Origin of the sequence: Burkholderia sp. MSMB1072 (genome assembly GCF_001524725.1) — a bacterium.
Taxonomy (GTDB): Bacteria; Pseudomonadota; Gammaproteobacteria; order Burkholderiales; family Burkholderiaceae; genus Burkholderia.
Window position 1 is genome coordinate 93,891 of the sequence record NZ_LOYC01000034.1, and the last position, 17,547, is coordinate 111,437.

Sequence of the window (17,547 nt, forward strand, 5' to 3'; positions counted from 1 at the left end):
GTTTGCGATGAAGCTGATCGGCATGCTGGATTCCCCGTTCGTGCGCCGCGTCGCCATTTCGGCGAAGCTGCTCGATCTGCCGTTCGAACACGAGTCGATCTCGGTGTTTCGTCATGTCGAGCAATTCAGGACGATCAACCCGGTCGTCAAGGCGCCGACGCTCGTGACCGACGGCGGCGCGACGCTGATCGATTCGTCGCTGATCGTCGACTATCTCGACCACCTGGCCGCGCCGGAGCGGCGCCTGCTGCCCGACGCCGTCGATGCCCGGCTGCGCGCGCTGGTGCCGATCGGGTTCGCGCTGGCCGCCGCCGAGAAAACCGTGCAGGTCGTCTACGAGCAGGCGCTGCGGCCGTCGGACAAGCAGCACGAACCGTGGGTCGAGCGCGTGCTGAGCCAGCTCGAAGCCGCATACGGCGCACTGGAGCCGCTGGTCGCGGCCACCAACGGCTGGTTCGGCGGCGCGCGGCTGCTGCAGTCCGACGTGACGGTCGCGGTGGCGTGGCGTTTCACGCAATTCATGGCCGCCGATTACCCGGTGCTCGCGCGGATCGATCCGGCCCGTTATCCGGCGCTCGCCGAGCATTCCGCGCGGGCGGAAGCGCTGCCGGCCTTCGTCGAAACGCCGCTCGTCTAGGATTCGCGCGCCGGGCCGTCGCATAACGACGTTGAACGCCGCCGGCCCTTGTCCGGCCAGTCGCGGCCGATTGTTCTCGGCGGCTGACAAGTGACTTCGCATTCGCGCTGTTTATCCGGAGGCGACCGATCCCTAGAATCCACTCCATCGAATTACGCGTTGCCAGATGGAGCCGATGATGAAAGCCCTGATCGAATCGAGTCTGTACCACCCGTCCGTCGTGTTGCCGCTTGCCGCGCTGGCGCAGCTGATGGTCGAGCGCGATTTCAATCTCGGCCAGGTCGGGCTGATCGTCGCGGCGCGCGGCGCGCAGGCGGCCGTGTCGCGCTCGCGCGCGCTGATCTTCTGCCGTCACTGCGAAGCGCACGCATGAGCACGTTCGCGGCGCGCGAATGAAAAAAGCCCGGCCGGCGCAAGCCGGTCGGGCGGATCGGGTTCGATCGGGCCCCGGCTTCGGCCGGGGCTTTTTCATTGGGCGACGCTCATGCGCGTGCGGGCGTCGCGATGCCGTAGATGTCCGCCTCGTCGTTCTCCTCGCGCAACTGGCGCGCGAGCTGGTGCGCTTCGTGGCGCGTCGCGACGGCCGGCGGCGAGCCCTTCAGCGGCTGGCGCGCGGTTTCGGCGAGCGCGACGACCGACACGACGCCGATCAGCGCGGCGCCCATCAGGTAGTACGCGGGCATCATCAGGTTGTGCGTCACGTCGACGAGCCACGCGGTGACGAGCGGCGTCGTGCCGCCGAACAGCGACACCGACACGTTGAAGCCGATCGCGAGCGCGCCGTAACGGATCTCGGTCGGGAACAGCGCGGGCAGCGCCGACGGCATCACGCCGGTGAAGCACGACAGCAGCACGCCGAGGATCAGCAGGCCGCCGAACACCGACGCCGTGGTGCCCGCATGGATCAGCATCAGCGACGGGATCGACAGCACCAGCAGGCCGACGCAGCCGGCGAGCATCACCGGCTTGCGGCCGATCTTGTCCGACAGGCGGCCGGCGTACAGCGTCATCGGCATCATCAGCACCATCACGATCAGCACCAGCACGAGGCTGTGCGATTCGTCGAAATGCAGCGTCGACGACATGAAGCTCGGCAAGTACGACAGCACCATGTAGTCGGTCACGTTGAAGATCAGCACGAGGCCGACGCACAGCAGCAGCGCACGCCAGTTGCGCAGCAGCGTTTCGCGAAAGCGCGCCTTCGGCACGGCCTTGTCCTGCGCTTCGCGCTCTTCGGCCTGGCGCTTGAACGCGGGCGTTTCCTCGAGCTTCATCCGGATGTAGAGACCGATCAGGCCGAGCGGGCCGGCGATCAGGAACGGCACGCGCCAGCCCCACGACAGCAGCGCCTCCTGCGACAGCGACGCGGTGAGCAGCGCGACGACGCCGGCGCCCAGCACATAGCCGATCAGCGTGCCGAATTCGAGGAAGCTGCCCATGAAACCGCGGCGCTTGTCGGTCGAGAACTCGGCGATGAAGGTGGCGGCGCCGCCGTACTCGCCGCCGGTCGAGAAGCCTTGCACCAGGCGGGCGACGAGCAGCAGCACGGGCGCCATGATGCCGATGGACGCGTAGCTCGGGATCAGGCCGATCGCGAAGGTGCCGACGGCCATCATGATCATCGTGGCGGCGAGCACGCGCTGGCGGCCGATGCGGTCGCCGAGCGGGCCGAAGACCATGCCGCCGAGCGGGCGCACGAGGAACGCGGCCGCGAACGTGCCGAAGGTGGCGAGCAATTGCGCGGACGGGCTGCTGGACGGGAAGAACACCTTGCCGAGCGTGACGGCGATATAGCTGTAGACGCCGAAGTCGAACCATTCCATCGCATTGCCGATGGCCATCGCGCTGACGGCGCGCTTGAGCAGGCTCTGGTCGACGACGGTGATGTCGTCCACGGCGAGCGGGGCTTCGGCGGACGACGAAGCGGGGGAAGAGACAGCGGTCGGGCTGACGTGTGTTGCGGTCAAGGTCATGCACTCCTTTGACAGCGCCGGAACGGGCAGGCCGTCCGACACGGTTTGCCGGCGAGCGCGGGGTCGTGTGCTGCGCGTCGGGGCAGACCATCAAGCACTGACTGCGCAAGGCGCAGCAAAGGGCCAAGGGGCTGCTTCGACGCGGGCCCGATGGGCCGTCGCGACAGTGCGCTCATGAAGAAAGGGCCGCGTGATGCAGGCGGCAGATGCCGGTGCGGACGATGGTCCGGCGTTCCGGCAACGCCCCGGAGGGGCAGCGAAACGAGAAAAGCGGGCCTGTCGGGCGGGCTTTCCTGTGGATGCAATTTCGATCGAGGCACCGGCCCGCAGCGGGCGGACGGACTTCTCTCAAAATCGAAAAGACAGAGATTGAATGTTGAAACAGGCGACATGATAGCACGATGACGGACGATCGTGCAAATTGACCGGAGTCGCCCGTCTGGCGCGGGATCCGGCGCGGCCCGCTCGGGTATGATCGGCGGCGCGCGGCGCGGCCGCGCCGCCCGTCGCGACGGGGCTGAATTCGCGAGGAACCGGATGACCGAACTGATGAGGATCGCGGCGCTGTTCGCCGCTACTGCGCTGGCCGAAATCGTCGGCTGCTATCTGCCGTGGCTCGTGCTGAAGGCCGGGCGCCCGGCGTGGCTGCTGGTGCCGGCCGCCCTGTCGCTCGCGCTGTTCGCGTGGCTGCTGACGCTGCACCCGAGCGCGGCGGGGCGCACTTATGCCGCGTACGGCGGCGTGTATATCGCGGTGGCGCTGATCTGGCTGCGGGTGGTCGACGGCGTCGCGCTGACCCGCTGGGACGTGGCCGGCGCGGTGCTCGCGCTCGGCGGGATGGCGGTGATCGCGCTGCAGCCGCGCGCGTAGGCGCGGCCGCACGCGCGGCGGGGTGGGTGCCGCGTCAGGCGGCCTGGGCGGCGTCCGCTGCTTCCGTGTCGGCGGACTGGCGCCACACGCAGGCGCCCTTGACCGACTTGTCGAGTTCGTCGAGCTGCGTCTGGTGCGCGGCCAACTCGTCGTCGCTTGCCGCGATGACCGGCAGGTCGAGCGCGGCGAGCGACACGCGCTGGCCGTTCGCGGTGCCGCCGTCGGTGCCCGTGTCGTCGAGCATGTCGATCACGAGGCTGTCCTGGCCGCGCGTCATCGCGAGATACACCTCGGCGAGCAGCTCCGAGTCGAGCAGTGCGCCGTGCAGCGTGCGGTGCGCGTTGCTGATGCCGAAGCGGTCGCACAGCGCGTCGAGCGAATTGCGCTTGCCGGGGAACATCTGCTTGGCCTGCACCAGCGTGTCGATCACGCCGCCGCAATGCTCGGTGAACGGCGGCAGGCCGAGCCGCGCGAATTCGGCGTCGAGGAAGCCAAGGTCGAACGGCGCGTTGTGGATGATCAGCTCGGCACCCTTCACGAAGTCGCGGATCTGGTCGACGACTTCCGCGAACTTCGGCTTGTCGCTGAGGAACTCGGTCGTGAGGCCGTGCACGGCCAGTGCGCCCGGATCGCTGTCGCGCTCGGGGTTCACATAGATGTGGAGATTGTTGCCGGTGAGCCGTCGGTTCAGCAGCTCGACGCAGCCGATTTCGATCAGGCGGTCGCCCGTGCGGGCGTTCAGGCCGGTGGTTTCGGTATCGAGAATGATCTGGCGCATGTCGGATAAATCGGCGGATAAATCGGGAAAGAGAGGGGGGTGGCCCGGATTCAGGCCGCGAGCGATTCGACGCCGCGATTCGCGAGCGCGTCGGCGCGTTCGTTTTCGGGGTGGCCCGCGTGGCCCTTCACCCAACGCCATTCGACGTCGTGCTGCACGACGAGCGCGTCGAGCCGCTTCCACAGGTCGGCGTTCTTCACGGGCGTCTTCGCCGCGGTGACCCAGCCTTTCTTCTTCCACCCGTGGATCCACTCGCTGATGCCTTTCTGCACGTATTGCGAATCGGTATGCACGATCACCCGGCACGGCCGCTTGAGCGCCTCGAGCGCGGCGATCACGCCCATCAGCTCCATGCGGTTGTTGGTCGTGTTCGGCTCGCCGCCGAACAGTTCCTTTTCTTGGGCGCCGTAGCGCAGCAGCGCGCCCCAGCCGCCGGGGCCGGGGTTGCCCTTGCAGGCGCCGTCGGTATAGATGTCGATGGTGTCGGTTGTCATGAACGTTCTTGATGGGTGGTCGGGGAGGCCGCCGGCGTCAGGCCCGGTGCGAGCACGGGCTTCTTCATCCTGATCGGGCCGACGAGACGCATGCCGCGCACGCGCTTGACGGCCGTCACCATGTAGACGGCGCCGAAGATCGGCCACCAGCGGTCGCCGGCGGCCTCCATGAAGCCGTAGCGGGTCAGCCACTGGTCGGTGGCGAGCGGCGGCCGGTAGCAGCCGAAGCGGCCGCGTTCGAGGTCGAAGCCGAGCAGCTTGATCCAGTCCTTGAGCCGGATGAACGCGATCTGGTCGCGCGTGGCCGGCACGAACGGGCGGTTCGCCATGCGCCCGAACGACTGCCGCATGCCCCACAGGCTGAGCGAGTTGAAACCGGTGATCACGAGCTGGCCTTCCGGCATCAGCACACGCTCGGCCTCGCGCAGCAGGCGGTGCGGATCGGACGTGAATTCGAGCGTGTGCGGCATCACGATCAGGTCGACGCTCTGCGACTCGAACGGCAGGTCGAGCAGGTCGCACCAGATCGTGCTGCGATCGGCAGGTGCGTGGGCCGCCGTGTGCGCTTCGCGCGCCCGCGGATACTGATACGGCGCGCTCGCGCCGCTCGCCGGGTCGAGCACCAGGCCGCGACACGGCATGCGGTTCTCGCGCAGCGCGTCGAGCTGCGGCAAGCCGAGCTGCAGCGCGTGGAAGCCGAAGACGTCGGACACGATCCGGTCGAGCTGCGCCTGTTCCCAGCCCAGCACGTAGCGGCCGGGCGGCGAGTCGGTCCAGGCGGGCCAGTCTATAATTTGACGGTCAGACATAACGATGATTGCGCGCCCATGAACGAGCTGGAATACGTGCCGGTTCCGGCATTCGAAGACAACTATATCTGGCTCGTCTCGGACGGCCGCGATGCGATCGCCGTCGACCCGGGTGAAGCCGCGCCCGTACGCCGGGTTCTTGCCGAACGAGGCTGGCGGTTGTCCGCTATTTTACTCACGCACCACCACGCCGACCACGTCGGCGGTGTCGAGGCGCTGCGCAACAGCCAACCGGCCGATGCTCCGCTCGCCGTTTACGGCCCCGCGGCCGAGGCGATCGACGTGGTCACGCGGCCGCTCTCGGGCGGCGATCGCGTGACGCTCGGCGCACCGGCCGTCGCATTCGACGTGCTCGACGTGCCGGGTCATACGCGCGGCCATATTGCGTATTTCCAGCGGGCCGGGCAGGGCAATGCGGTGCCGCACGTGTTTTGCGGCGACACGCTGTTCTCGTGCGGCTGCGGCCGCCTGTTCGAAGGCACGCCCGCGCAGATGCTCGCGTCGCTCGACGCGCTTGCGGCACTGCCGGGCGACACCCGCGTGCATTGTGCACACGAATACACGCTGTCGAACATCCGCTTCGCGCTCGCGTGCGAGCCCGGCAATGCGGCACTCGCCGCGTGGCGCGACGACGCGCAGGCGCTGCGTGCGCGCGGCGTGCCGACGCTGCCCACTACGATCGCTCACGAGCGTGCCGTTAACCCGTTCATGCGGGCGGACAGCGCGGCAATCCGCGCGACGCTCGAGGCCGAGCTGCACGAAACGGTGACGGATCGTCTGGCGGCGTTCACGCTGATGCGCGAATGGAAAAACCGGTTTCGATGACGTTTTCCGGAGGACTCCAAAGCTCAAGCGGTGTCTGTAAAAATTGCTCCAAATGTAGGATTTCGCTGAGTTTTCGGTGTTTTTATTGACGTGAAGCACGCACTTCCGTAGTATCGCCTGCAATTTCCAGCCGTCGGAAGCCGAGATTTTCATGCGACTTATATTGAGTGCGATGGTGGTGCTACTACTCGCCGCGTGTGCGAGCCAGCCCCCTGTCGCCAACAACGCCGCCGATTCGCAGGCGACGTCCAACTACCTCCGTAAATCAGCCACCGCCAAAGAAACTGTCGACGTCGACAAGCAATCCGTCGGCGACCTGACCAGTGCAGACTCCGATCTCTGGGCGCGCATCCGCCGCGGCTTCCAGATGCCCGACCTGCAGAGCGATCTCGTCGACATGCAGACGACCTGGTACACGCAGCGGCCCGATTACGTGCAGCGCATGACCGAGCGCTCGCAGAAGTACCTGTATCACATCGTCGAGGAGCTCGAGGCGCGTCACATGCCGACCGAGCTCGCGCTGCTGCCGTTCATCGAATCCGCGTACAACCCGCAGGCGCTGTCTGTCGCGAAAGCGGCCGGCATGTGGCAGTTCATGCCCGGCACCGGCCGCACGTACAACCTGAAGCGCAACATGTGGCAGGACGAGCGCCGTGACGTGCTCGCGTCGACGAGCGCCGCGCTCGACTACCTGTCCCGCCTACACGACATGTTCGGCGACTGGTATCTGGCGCTGGCCGCGTACAACTGGGGCGAAGGCAACGTGCAGCGCGCGATCGCGCGCAACCAGGCGGCCGGCCTGCCGACCGACTACCAGAGCCTGCGGATGCCGAACGAGACGCGTAACTACGTGCCGAAGCTGCAGGCGGTGAAGAACATCATCGCGAGCCCGCAGCAGTACGGCCTGACGCTGCCCGATATCCCGAACCACCCGTATTTCGTGACGGTCACGACGTCGCGCGACATCGACGTGGCGGTGGCCGCGAAGCTCGCGAACCTGCCGCTCGACGAGTTCCGCTCGCTGAACCCGTCGTTCTCGAAGCCGGTGATCCTCGGCGCGACCGAGCCGCAGATCCTGCTGCCGTTCGACAACGCGTCCGCGTTCGAGAAGAGCCTGAAGGCCTACAGCGGCCAGCTGTCGTCGTGGACCACCTACACGGTCAGCGAGCGTGCACGCCCGGCCGCGATCGCCGAGAAGATCGGCGTCGACGCCGATACGCTGATGTCGGTCAACAAGATTCCGGCCGGCATGCGCCTGAAGCCGGGCTCGACGATCGTCGTGCCGCGCGGCGACGACGACGACGAGGACATCAGCGCCGACGTCGCCGAAAACGGCGCGCTCGCAATGGAGCCGGACGTACCCGATACGCGCAAGATGCTGATCCGCGTGCGCCGCAAGCAGTCGATGGCGGCGATCGCCGGCCGCTACGGCGTGTCGGTCGGTCAGTTGAAGGCGTGGAACCGTACGCACCGCGATCTCGCGATGCCGGGCCAGACGCTCGTGCTGCACGTGCCGGTCGGCCGTGCGGTGCCGGCGGAACCCGGCCCGGAGCGGATCGCGACGTCGACGGGCGGTGCGCACATCGAGCGCGCGAGCCTGGCGGTGGGCGGCAAGTCGCACGGCAAGCGCGGCGCCGCCAAGTCGTCGGCGAAGCCGGCGAAGGCCGCTCCCGCGAAAGCCGCTGCCGCGAAAGCCGCGCCGGCCAAGACCACCGCTCACAAGGGCAAGAAGAAGTAAGCGCGGCGGGTGCGCGCAGCGTGGCGGCCGGTAAGGCCCGCACGATTGCGCTATCATCCGACGAATTCGACGAAACGCCGTCACCGAGGTGACGGCGTTTTCGTTTGTGCGCGGCGCGGCAGCGTGGCGTCGTGCGTCTTCATATGACAAGGGGAAGCGATGTCGTCGGTGCAGGTGAGGGTGCTCGCGCTGTTTTCGGTCGGGTATTTCGTGTCGTATGTGTTTCGCGGCGTCAACCTGGGCTTCGCGCCGTTCGTCACGCATGAGCTCGGGCTGTCGGCCGCCGATCTCGGCCTGCTCACCAGCCTCTATTTCCTCGGCTTCGCCGGCGCGCAGATCCCGGCCGGCGTGATGCTCGATCACTTCGGCCCGCGCCGCGTGACGGCCGGCATGCTGCTGTTCGCGGCGGCCGGCGCGGCCGTGTTCGGCGCGGCGCACGGCATCGGCACGATGATGGTCGGCCGCCTGCTGATCGGCGTCGGCGTATCGGTGTGTCTCGGCGCGGCGTTCAAGGCGCTCGCGCAGCATTTCCCGGTCGGCCGGCTGCCGCTCGTCAACGGCCTCGTGATGGCCGTGGGCGGCCTCGGCGGCGTAATGGTCGGCTCGCCGCTGACCTGGCTGCTCGACTGGACGAGCTGGCGCACGATCTGTTTCGGCCTCGCGGCGCTGACGGTGGTCGTGGCGGCGTCGATCGGCTTCGGCGCGCCCGACGCGCAGCAGGCACGCCATCAGGGCGGGCTCGTCAGCCAGTTCAAGGGCACGTGGCACATCCTGAGCAGCCGCGCGTTCTGGAAGATCGCGTCGTTTTCCGTCGTCACGCAGGGCGTGTTCTATGCGATGCAATCGCTGTGGGTCGGCCCGTATCTGCGCGATGTCGGCGGGTTCGATGCGCCGCATGCCGCACGCCTCGTGTCGGTGCTCGGCTTCGCGATGATGGCCGGCTGCGTCGGCTTCGGCGCGGCGGCGCGCGTGCTCGAGCGGCGCGGCGTGTCGGTCTATGCAACGTGCGGTATCGGCATGGCGCTGTTCGTCGCGACGCAGCTCGCGATCGTCGCGCGCGTGCCGTTGCCGCCGGCCGGGCTGTGGGCCGCCTACGGCATGTTCGGCGGCGTGGGCATCCTGACCTACGCGGTGATGGCCGGCCATTTTCCCGCCCATCTGATCGGCCGCGCGAACACGACGCTCACGCTCGTGATCTTCCTGCTGATCTTCGCGTTCCAGATCGGCGTCGGTGCCGTGCTGTCGCACTGGCCGGCGGTCGACGGCCGTTATCCGGCGGCCGCGCACTTCACCGCCTGGGGCGTGCTGCTCGCGCTGCAGCTCGCGAGTGCGCTCTGGTACGCGTGGCCCGCGCGCGCCACTGGCCAAGCGCACTGATCCGGCGGTACGCTGGCGGGTAGGGCAGCCCCAAAAACGGGGCCGCAGCACGTCGCGCTGCGCCGCGGGGCGCGACGCGACCGCGATCGGACGGCCATATCAATTGAAGATAGGCCCATTTTCAGGCTATAATTTGAAAGTTTGTGCTGATCAACCTCGCACCCTAGCGCCTACCTCATACATCCCGTTCATCCGCCGCATGCCGCCTGTCGGGCGATGCCGCGAAGCCTCGTGCGCCATGCGCCGGGTTCGCGTCTCGACAACGCAGGCCGCGTCCAGCTAGCGACCGCGCGCGCCCACGCAGCGCGGCGCTCGCGCGGCAGGGTAAACAGGTCGGCAGCAGGGTGTTCCCCAAGGAGCCTCCCGTGTTGCCGTCTTTTTCTCCCGCCTTGCTTGCACTCGCCGACGGCACGGTCTTTCGTGGTTATTCGATCGGGGCCGAAGGCCATACGATCGGCGAAGTCGTGTTCAATACCGCGATCACCGGCTATCAGGAAATCCTGACTGATCCGAGCTACTCGCGCCAGATCGTCACGCTCACCTATCCGCATATCGGCAACGTCGGCGTGAACGCCGAAGACGTCGAAGCCACGAAAGTCCATGCCGCCGGCCTGATCATCCGCGATCTGCCGACGCTCGCATCGAACTTCCGCATGGACCGCACGCTCGGCGACTACCTGCGCGACGAAGGCGTCGTCGCGATCGCCGGCATCGACACCCGCAAGCTGACCCGCATCCTGCGCGACAAGGGCGCGCAGAGCGGCTGCATCCTGACGGGTTCCGACGACGCAGCGAAGGCGATCGAGCTCGCGCGCTCGTTCGAGGGCCTCGCCGGCATGGATCTCGCGAAGGTCGTGTCGACCGCGAAGCCGTTCGAGTGGAAGCAGACGGAGTGGCGTCTCGAAGGCGGCTACGGCATGCAGGAAGCGCCGAAGTATCGCGTCGTCGCGTACGACTTCGGCGTCAAGTACAACATTCTGCGCATGCTCGCGGAGCGCGGCTGCCACGTGACGGTGCTGCCGGCCCAGGCGAGCGCGGCCGATGCGCTCGCGTTGAATCCGGACGGCGTGTTCCTGTCGAACGGCCCCGGCGATCCGGAGCCGTGCGATTACGCGATCGCGGCCACGAAGGAATTCATCGAGCGCGGCGTGCCGACCTTCGGCATCTGCCTCGGCCACCAGATCATGGGCCTCGCGGTGGGCGCGAAGACGCTCAAGATGAAAACGGGCCACCACGGCGCGAACCATCCGGTGAAGGATCTCGGCGACGGCCGTGTCGTGATCACGTCGCAGAACCACGGCTTCGCGGTCGACGCCGATTCGCTGCCGGCCAATGCGCGCGTGACGCACGTATCGCTGTTCGACGGCACGCTGCAGGGCTTCGAGCTGACCGACAAGCCGGCGTTCTGCTTCCAGGGCCACCCGGAAGCGTCGCCCGGCCCGCACGACATCGGCTACCTGTTCGACCGCTTCACCGCGCTGATGGACGCGGCGAAGCAGCGCAACGCCTAACGTCATCGACGCAACCGAAGGACGGGAGATTCGCATCATGTTCGGCCACGCACTCGGCATCACGGATATCTGGACCTACGTGTTCGGCGTGATCTTCATCATCCTGCTGCCGGGGCCGAACTCGATGTACGTGCTGTCGCTCGCCGCGCAGCGCGGCGTGAAGGCCGGCTATCGCGCGGCCTGCGGCGTGTTCGTCGGCGATACCGTGCTGATGGTGCTGTCCGCCGCGGGCGTCGCGTCGCTGCTGAAGGCGAACCCGCTGCTGTTCTCCGTCGTCAAGTACGGCGGCGCCGCGTACCTGCTGTACATCGGCATCGGGATGCTGCGCAGCGCATGGAGCAAGCTGCGCGCGCGCGGCGACGCGCCGGTCGAGGCGCCGCAGGCGGACGACGGCGAGCGGTCTTTCGACAGGCCGTTGCGCAAGGCGCTGATCGTGAGCCTGCTGAATCCGAAGGCGATCCTGTTCTTCATCTCGTTCTTCATTCAGTTCGTCGACCCGGCATTCCCGCATCCCGCGCTGTCGTTCGTCGTGCTCGGGGCGATCGCGCAATGCGCGAGCTTCCTGTACCTGAGCACGCTGATCTTCGCGGGGGCGCGGCTCGCCGAGCACTTCCGTCGCCGCCGCAAGCTCGCGGCAGGCGCGGCGAGCAGCGTGGGCGGCCTGTTCATCGGTTTCTCGGTGAAGCTTGCGCTCGCGACCATGAGCTGAGCGCCGCCGGCCGACCCACGACAACGATTACTTATTGAATTCACAAGCCATGCCAAAACGCACAGACATCAAGAGCATCCTCATCATCGGCGCCGGCCCGATCATCATCGGCCAGGCGTGCGAGTTCGACTATTCGGGCGCGCAGGCTTGCAAGGCGTTGCGTGAGGAGGGCTACAAGGTCGTCCTCGTCAACAGCAACCCGGCGACGATCATGACCGACCCGAACACGGCCGACGTGACCTACATCGAGCCGATCACGTGGGAAGTCGTCGCGCGCATCATCGAAAAGGAGCGCCCGGACGCGATCCTGCCGACGATGGGCGGCCAGACCGCGTTGAACTGCGCGCTCGACCTGCACCACCACGGCGTGCTCGAGAAGTTCGGCGTCGAGCTGATCGGCGCGTCGCCGGAAGCGATCGACAAGGCGGAAGACCGCCAGAAGTTCAAGGAAGCGATGACCAAGATCGGTCTCGGCTCCGCGAAGTCGGGTATCGCGCATTCGATGGAAGAAGCGTCCAAGGTGCACGCCGAGATCATGGCGGAGACGGGCGGCAGCGGCTACCCGATCGTGATCCGCCCGTCGTTCACGCTCGGCGGCTCGGGCGGCGGCATCGCGTACAACCGCGAGGAGTTCGAAGAGATCTGCAAGCGCGGTCTCGACCTGTCGCCCACGCGCGAGCTGCTGATCGAAGAGTCGCTGCTCGGCTGGAAGGAATACGAGATGGAAGTCGTGCGCGACCGCGCCGACAACTGCATCATCGTCTGCTCGATCGAAAACCTCGACCCGATGGGCGTGCACACCGGCGACTCGATCACGGTCGCGCCCGCGCAGACGCTCACCGACAAGGAGTACCAGATCCTGCGTAACGCATCGCTCGCGGTGCTGCGCGAGATCGGCGTCGACACGGGCGGCTCGAACGTGCAGTTCTCGATCAACCCGAGGGACGGCCGCATGGTCGTCATCGAGATGAACCCGCGCGTGTCGCGTTCGTCGGCGCTCGCGTCGAAGGCAACCGGCTTCCCGATCGCGAAGGTCGCCGCGAAGCTGGCGGTCGGCTACACGCTCGACGAGCTGAAGAACGAAATTACCGGCGGCCAGACGCCGGCGTCGTTCGAGCCGACGATCGACTACGTCGTCACGAAGATTCCGCGTTTCGCGTTCGAGAAGTTCCGCGAAGCCGATTCGCGCCTGACTACGCAGATGAAGTCGGTCGGCGAAGTGATGGCGATCGGCCGCACGTTCCAGGAATCGTTCCAGAAGGCGCTGCGCGGCCTCGAAGTCGGGGTCGACGGCCTCGACGAGAAGTCGACCAACCGCGACGAGATCGCGATCGAGATCCACGAGCCGGGCCCGGATCGCATCTGGTACGTCGGCGATGCGTTCCGCATCGGCATGACGGCCGAGGAAATCTTCGCGGAAACCGCGATCGACCCGTGGTTCCTCGAGCAGATCGAGCAGATCATCCTGAAAGAAAAGGCGCTCGGGGGCCGCACGCTCGCGTCGCTGACGTTCGACGAGCTGCGCTACCTGAAGCAGAGCGGCTTCTCCGATCGCCGCCTCGCGAAGTTGCTTGGCGCGACGCCGGAAGACGTCCGCAAGCGCCGCGTGGAACTGAACGTGCGCCCGGTCTACAAGCGCGTCGACACGTGCGCGGCCGAGTTCGCGACGAAGACGGCCTACATGTACTCGACCTACGAGGAAGAGTGCGAGGCGCAGCCGACCACGAACAAGAAGATCATGGTGCTGGGCGGCGGCCCGAACCGGATCGGCCAGGGCATCGAGTTCGACTACTGCTGCGTGCACGCGGCGCTCGCGATGCGCGAGGACGGCTATGAAACGATCATGGTCAACTGCAACCCGGAAACGGTGTCGACCGACTACGACACGTCCGATCGCCTGTACTTCGAGCCGCTGACGCTCGAGGACGTGCTCGAGATCGTCGACAAGGAAAAGCCGGTCGGCGTGATCGTCCAGTACGGCGGCCAGACGCCGCTGAAGCTCGCGCTCGACCTCGAGGCGCACGGCGTGCCGATCGTCGGCACGTCGCCGGACATGATCGACGCGGCCGAAGACCGCGAACGCTTCCAGAAGCTGCTGCAGGACCTCGGCCTGCGCCAGCCGCCGAACCGCACCGCCCGCGCCGAAGACGAAGCGCTCGCGCTGGCCGACGAAATCGGCTATCCGCTGGTCGTGCGTCCGTCGTACGTGCTCGGCGGCCGCGCGATGGAAATCGTCCACGAGCCGCGCGATCTCGAGCGCTACATGCGCGAGGCCGTGAAGGTGTCGAACGATTCGCCGGTGCTGCTCGACCGCTTCCTGAACGACGCGATCGAGTGCGACGTCGACTGCATCTGCGACGGCGACGCCGTGTTCATCGGCGGCGTGATGGAGCACATCGAGCAGGCGGGCGTTCACTCGGGCGACTCGGCGTGCTCGCTGCCGCCGTATTCGCTGTCGAAGGAGACCGTGGCCGAGCTGAAGCGCCAGACGGGCGCGATGGCGAAGGCGCTGAACGTGGTCGGCCTGATGAACGTGCAGTTCGCGATCCAGCAGGTGCCGCAGGCGGATGGTTCGAAGCAGGACATCATCTACGTGCTGGAAGTGAACCCGCGCGCGTCGCGCACGGTGCCGTACGTGTCGAAGGCGACCAGCCTGCCGCTCGCGAAGATCGCGGCGCGCGCGATGGTCGGCCAGAAGCTCGCGCAGCAGGGCGTGACGAAGGAAGTCGAGCCGCCGTACTTCAGCGTGAAGGAAGCGGTGTTCCCGTTCGTCAAGTTCCCGACCGTCGATCCGGTCCTCGGGCCCGAAATGCGTTCGACCGGCGAAGTGATGGGCGTCGGCCGGACGTTCGGCGAAGCGCTGTTCAAGTCGCAGCTCGCGGCCGGTTCGCGCCTGCCGGAGTCGGGCACGGTGCTGCTGACCGTGATGGATGCCGACAAGCCGAAGGCCGTCGAAGTCGCGCGCATGCTGCACGACCTCGGCTACCCGATCGTCGCGACCAAGGGCACGGCTGCCGCGATCGAAGCGGCCGGCGTGCCGGTGAAGGTCGTGAACAAGGTGAAGGACGGCCGTCCGCACATCGTCGACATGATCAAGAACGGCGAGATCGCACTCGTGTTCACGACGGTCGACGAGACGCGCCAGGCGATCGCCGATTCGCGTTCGATCCGCATGAGCGCGCAGGCGCACAAGGTCACGTACTACACGACGATGTCGGGCGCGCGCGCGGCCGTCGAGGGCTTGCGCTACCTGAAGGATCTGGAAGTCTATGATTTACAAGGTCTTCACGCTCGCCTAAACTAAGCGGTCAGTTACCTGTCGAAGCAACACGTGCCGCGATTAGGCGGTGTTTCCAGTGCATCGGAAGCGCGCTTAATCGCGGTGATTTTTTTTATAGCCGTTTTTAGCGATTGAGCCGTTTATGAGCACCATTCCGTTGACAAAGCGTGGCGCGGAGCAACTGCGCGATGAATTGCAGCGCCTCAAGTCCGTCGAGCGGCCGGCCGTGATCAACGCGATCGCGGAGGCCCGCGCACAGGGCGACCTGTCCGAAAACGCCGAATACGATGCCGCGAAGGAAAAACAGGGCTTCATCGAGGGGCGCATCGCCGAACTCGAATCGAAGCTGTCCGCCGCGCAGGTCATCGATCCCACGGTGCTCGACGCCGATGGCCGCGTGGTGTTCGCCGCGACGGTCGAGCTCGAGGATCTCGAGTCGGGCGATACCGTCAAGTACCAGATCGTCGGCGACGACGAAGCCGATATCGATCACGGCCTGATCTCGGTCAGCTCGCCGATCGCGCGCGCGCTGATCGGCAAGTCCGAAGGCGACGTCGCCGCCGTGCAGGCGCCGAGCGGCGTGCGCGAGTACGAAATCATCTCGGTCAGCTACATCTGAAGCGGGGCGACGTGATGCCGCATCGCGTGTTCCGTCTGCTGTCGGCCGTGTGGGTCGGCAGCCTGCTGACGATCGGGTATGCGGTCGCGCCCGTGTTGTTCAAGACGCTGGAGCGGATGACGGCCGGTTCGGTCGCCGCCCAGCTGTTCCGCATCGAGGCGATCCTCGGCGTCGTGTGCGGCGTGCTGCTGCTCGCGTTGTCGAACCAGCAGGTGCGGCGCGGCAGCAGCGAATATCGCCGCGTGCGCTGGATCGTCGCCGCGATGGTCGTGTGCGTGCTGGTCGGGTATTTCGCGTTGCAGCCGTTCATGAACGCGCTGCGGGTGGCCGCGATGGATGCGGGCACCGATATCGCGAATTCGCCGTATGCGAGCCGCTTCGGGATGCTGCACGGCGTCTCGAGCGTGTTCTATCTCGTCGAGAGCGTGCTGGGGCTGATGCTGATCTGGCGTCTGCCGGCGCGCGACGCCTGAGCGGCGCGCCGGGGCAGGGCGGCACGGGAATCCGTGCCGCACCGGCGTGTTACTTGTCCTGGAACGGCCGCTTGGTGCTGGCCTGGCGCTTTTTCGCACGCTTCACGGTGCCGCCTGCGGTCACGCGTTCGTTGCCGCGCACGGTGACCTTGACCGGGCGCGGACGGCGCACGGGGCTCGCGTTCGGCGACACCTTGACGACCTTGACGGTGCGCGGCGCACGCCCCTTGCGGTCGTCGGCGGCTTCGGCCGCGCTCGGCAGCGCGCCGGCACGGCGGCCGCGGGTCGGGGCCGCAACCGCCGCCTCGGGCTTCCAGATCACCAGCAGCTTGCCGATGTGCTGGATCGGCGCCGCGTTCAGGCGGTCGCAGATCTCGTCGTAGATCGCGACGCGCGTGTCGCGTTCGTCGCCGAACACGCGGATCTTGATCAGTTGGTGCGCGTCGAGGTGCACCTTGATTTCCTTCAGTACGGCGTCGGTCAGCCCTTCGGCGCCGATCAGCACGACGGGCTTGAGCGCATGGGCCTGGGAGCGCAGCGCGGAGCGCTCGGCGGGAGAAAGCGAAAGGGCGGGCATGGAAATGTCGAAATCTTAATAAGGGCGCGCCGACTGGATAGCGATCGCGGAACGTTACCGCGTCAGCCGTGCGCCGAAACCACGTAAAATCGCGGCTTGGGCCTGAAAAGGGGCCGCAGCCGCGCGAAGAAGACGCGTATTATCCGCTAAAAGCGCGGCTTCACGAAGCAATTGGCAGCAATCTCTCTCTCGAATGGCAAAAAACCGCTTCAACCAGCACTGGCTGCACGACCACATCAACGACCCGTACGTCAAAATGGCGCAGCGGGAGGGCTATCGCGCGCGCGCCGCGTACAAGCTGAAGGAAATCGACGAGCAGGACAAGCTGATCCGTCCGGGCCAGGTGATCGTCGATCTCGGCGCCACGCCGGGCAGCTGGAGCCAGTATGCCCGCAACAAGCTCGCGCAGGGCAAGAAGCGTGACGCGGAACGCGAAGGCGGCATCGACGGCACGATCGTTGCGCTCGACATCCTGCCGATGGAGCCGATCGCCGACGTCCACTTCCTGCAGGGCGACTTCCGCGAGGACGATGTCCTCCACCAGCTCGAGGAGGTGCTCGAAGGCCGCGCGGTGGACCTTGTTATTTCCGACATGGCCCCCAACCTGTCCGGGGTGGCCTCGGCGGACGCGGCGCGCATCGAGCATCTCTGCGATCTGGCGCTCGAATTCGCGCAGAATCATCTGAAGCCGGACGGTGCGCTGCTCGTGAAGTGTTTTCACGGCAGCGGCTACAGCCAGATCGTCGAGAAGTTCAAACAGCAGTTTAAGGTCGTCGCGCCGCGCAAGCCCAAGGCATCCCGCGACAAATCGTCCGAAACGTTCATTTTGGGTCGGCAACTGAAGCACCCGCGCTGATGCGCAAACGGGCTCCGGCCC

General features: G+C 66.7%; 17 protein-coding genes. 12 read left to right on the forward strand and 5 right to left on the reverse strand.

The genetic code is table 11. From position 1 onward, the window contains the following. The first annotated feature begins 7 nt into the window (after positions 1-7). Positions 8-637, forward strand: a complete 630-nt coding sequence (locus tag WS89_RS17910; protein WP_059792394.1) for a glutathione S-transferase family protein — start codon at positions 8-10, stop codon at positions 635-637. Positions 638-812: 175 nt separating this feature from the next. Continuing rightward, entirely contained in the window at positions 813-1,010 is a 198-nt protein-coding gene (locus tag WS89_RS17915) for a hypothetical protein (protein WP_034207872.1), read from the forward strand. Positions 1,011-1,119: 109 nt separating this feature from the next. Here WS89_RS17915 and proP read toward each other — a convergent pair whose 3' ends face one another. Then, positions 1,120-2,610 (reverse strand): glycine betaine/L-proline transporter ProP, encoded by a 1,491-nt coding sequence (gene proP, locus WS89_RS17920; RefSeq protein ID WP_059792396.1) that lies wholly within the window; start codon positions 2,608-2,610, stop codon positions 1,120-1,122. Positions 2,611-3,147: 537 nt separating this feature from the next. On the opposite strand from proP, the gene WS89_RS17925 reads away from it, so the two are divergent. Further along, positions 3,148-3,480 carry a YnfA family protein gene (locus tag WS89_RS17925; RefSeq protein WP_011545077.1) on the forward strand — a complete coding sequence of 111 codons (333 nt, stop codon included), beginning with the start codon at positions 3,148-3,150 and terminating at the stop codon, positions 3,478-3,480. A gap of 34 nt (positions 3,481-3,514) precedes the next feature. Here the strand turns inward: WS89_RS17925 and dnaQ are convergent, their stop codons facing one another. Genes dnaQ through WS89_RS17940 form a run of 3 tightly spaced genes read right to left on the reverse strand, consistent with a single transcriptional unit; the run spans position 3,515 to position 5,561 of the window. Then, the gene (dnaQ, locus tag WS89_RS17930; protein ID WP_059501961.1) at positions 3,515-4,258 is read right to left on the reverse strand and encodes a DNA polymerase III subunit epsilon; all 744 of its coding nucleotides are present in this window, start codon (positions 4,256-4,258) and stop codon (positions 3,515-3,517) included. A gap of 50 nt (positions 4,259-4,308) precedes the next feature. Next, a complete protein-coding gene (rnhA, locus tag WS89_RS17935) occupies positions 4,309-4,752 on the reverse strand; it encodes a ribonuclease HI (protein WP_059501963.1) in 444 nt (147 codons plus the stop codon). Further along, complete coding sequence (locus tag WS89_RS17940) at positions 4,749-5,561, reverse strand: class I SAM-dependent methyltransferase (RefSeq protein ID WP_059792398.1); 813 nt, start codon at positions 5,559-5,561, stop codon at positions 4,749-4,751. The genes rnhA and WS89_RS17940 overlap by 4 nt, the downstream gene beginning before the upstream one ends. Positions 5,562-5,579: 18 nt before the next feature. Here WS89_RS17940 and gloB point away from each other — a divergent pair, with 18 nt between their 5' ends. From gloB to WS89_RS17980, 8 genes are all read left to right on the forward strand, one after another. Continuing rightward, entirely contained in the window at positions 5,580-6,386 is an 807-nt protein-coding gene (gene gloB / locus WS89_RS17945; protein WP_059792401.1) for a hydroxyacylglutathione hydrolase, read from the forward strand. A gap of 151 nt (positions 6,387-6,537) precedes the next feature. Continuing rightward, on the forward strand, positions 6,538-8,124 hold the full coding sequence (locus tag WS89_RS17950) for a transglycosylase SLT domain-containing protein (protein WP_059792404.1): 1,587 nt from the start codon (positions 6,538-6,540) through the stop codon (positions 8,122-8,124). A gap of 159 nt (positions 8,125-8,283) precedes the next feature. Beyond that, complete coding sequence (locus WS89_RS17955; protein WP_082741893.1) at positions 8,284-9,501, forward strand: MFS transporter; 1,218 nt, start codon at positions 8,284-8,286, stop codon at positions 9,499-9,501. Between the two features lie 365 nt (positions 9,502-9,866). After that, entirely contained in the window at positions 9,867-11,012 is a 1,146-nt protein-coding gene (carA, locus tag WS89_RS17960) for a glutamine-hydrolyzing carbamoyl-phosphate synthase small subunit (RefSeq protein WP_059501972.1), read from the forward strand. Between the two features lie 37 nt (positions 11,013-11,049). Continuing rightward, a complete protein-coding gene (gene leuE / locus WS89_RS17965) occupies positions 11,050-11,721 on the forward strand; it encodes a leucine efflux protein LeuE (RefSeq protein ID WP_059792406.1) in 672 nt (223 codons plus the stop codon). Positions 11,722-11,770: 49 nt separating this feature from the next. After that, positions 11,771-15,025, forward strand: coding sequence for a carbamoyl-phosphate synthase large subunit (gene carB, locus WS89_RS17970; protein ID WP_059792407.1), 3,255 nt, complete (start codon positions 11,771-11,773; stop codon positions 15,023-15,025). A 118-nt stretch (positions 15,026-15,143) separates the two neighbouring features. Then, the gene (greA, locus tag WS89_RS17975) at positions 15,144-15,620 is read left to right on the forward strand and encodes a transcription elongation factor GreA (RefSeq protein WP_034206950.1); all 477 of its coding nucleotides are present in this window, start codon (positions 15,144-15,146) and stop codon (positions 15,618-15,620) included. A 14-nt stretch (positions 15,621-15,634) separates the two neighbouring features. Continuing rightward, entirely contained in the window at positions 15,635-16,093 is a 459-nt protein-coding gene (locus WS89_RS17980; RefSeq protein WP_006497614.1) for a DUF4149 domain-containing protein, read from the forward strand. Positions 16,094-16,142: 49 nt separating this feature from the next. Here WS89_RS17980 and WS89_RS17985 read toward each other — a convergent pair whose 3' ends face one another. Next, positions 16,143-16,670 carry a YhbY family RNA-binding protein gene (locus tag WS89_RS17985; RefSeq protein ID WP_059792410.1) on the reverse strand — a complete coding sequence of 176 codons (528 nt, stop codon included), beginning with the start codon at positions 16,668-16,670 and terminating at the stop codon, positions 16,143-16,145. 193 nt (positions 16,671-16,863) lie between these two features. Between WS89_RS17985 and WS89_RS17990 the strand changes: the two genes are divergently transcribed. Next, the gene (locus WS89_RS17990; RefSeq protein WP_006476343.1) at positions 16,864-17,526 is read left to right on the forward strand and encodes an RlmE family RNA methyltransferase; all 663 of its coding nucleotides are present in this window, start codon (positions 16,864-16,866) and stop codon (positions 17,524-17,526) included. Positions 17,527-17,547 lie beyond the last annotated feature (21 nt).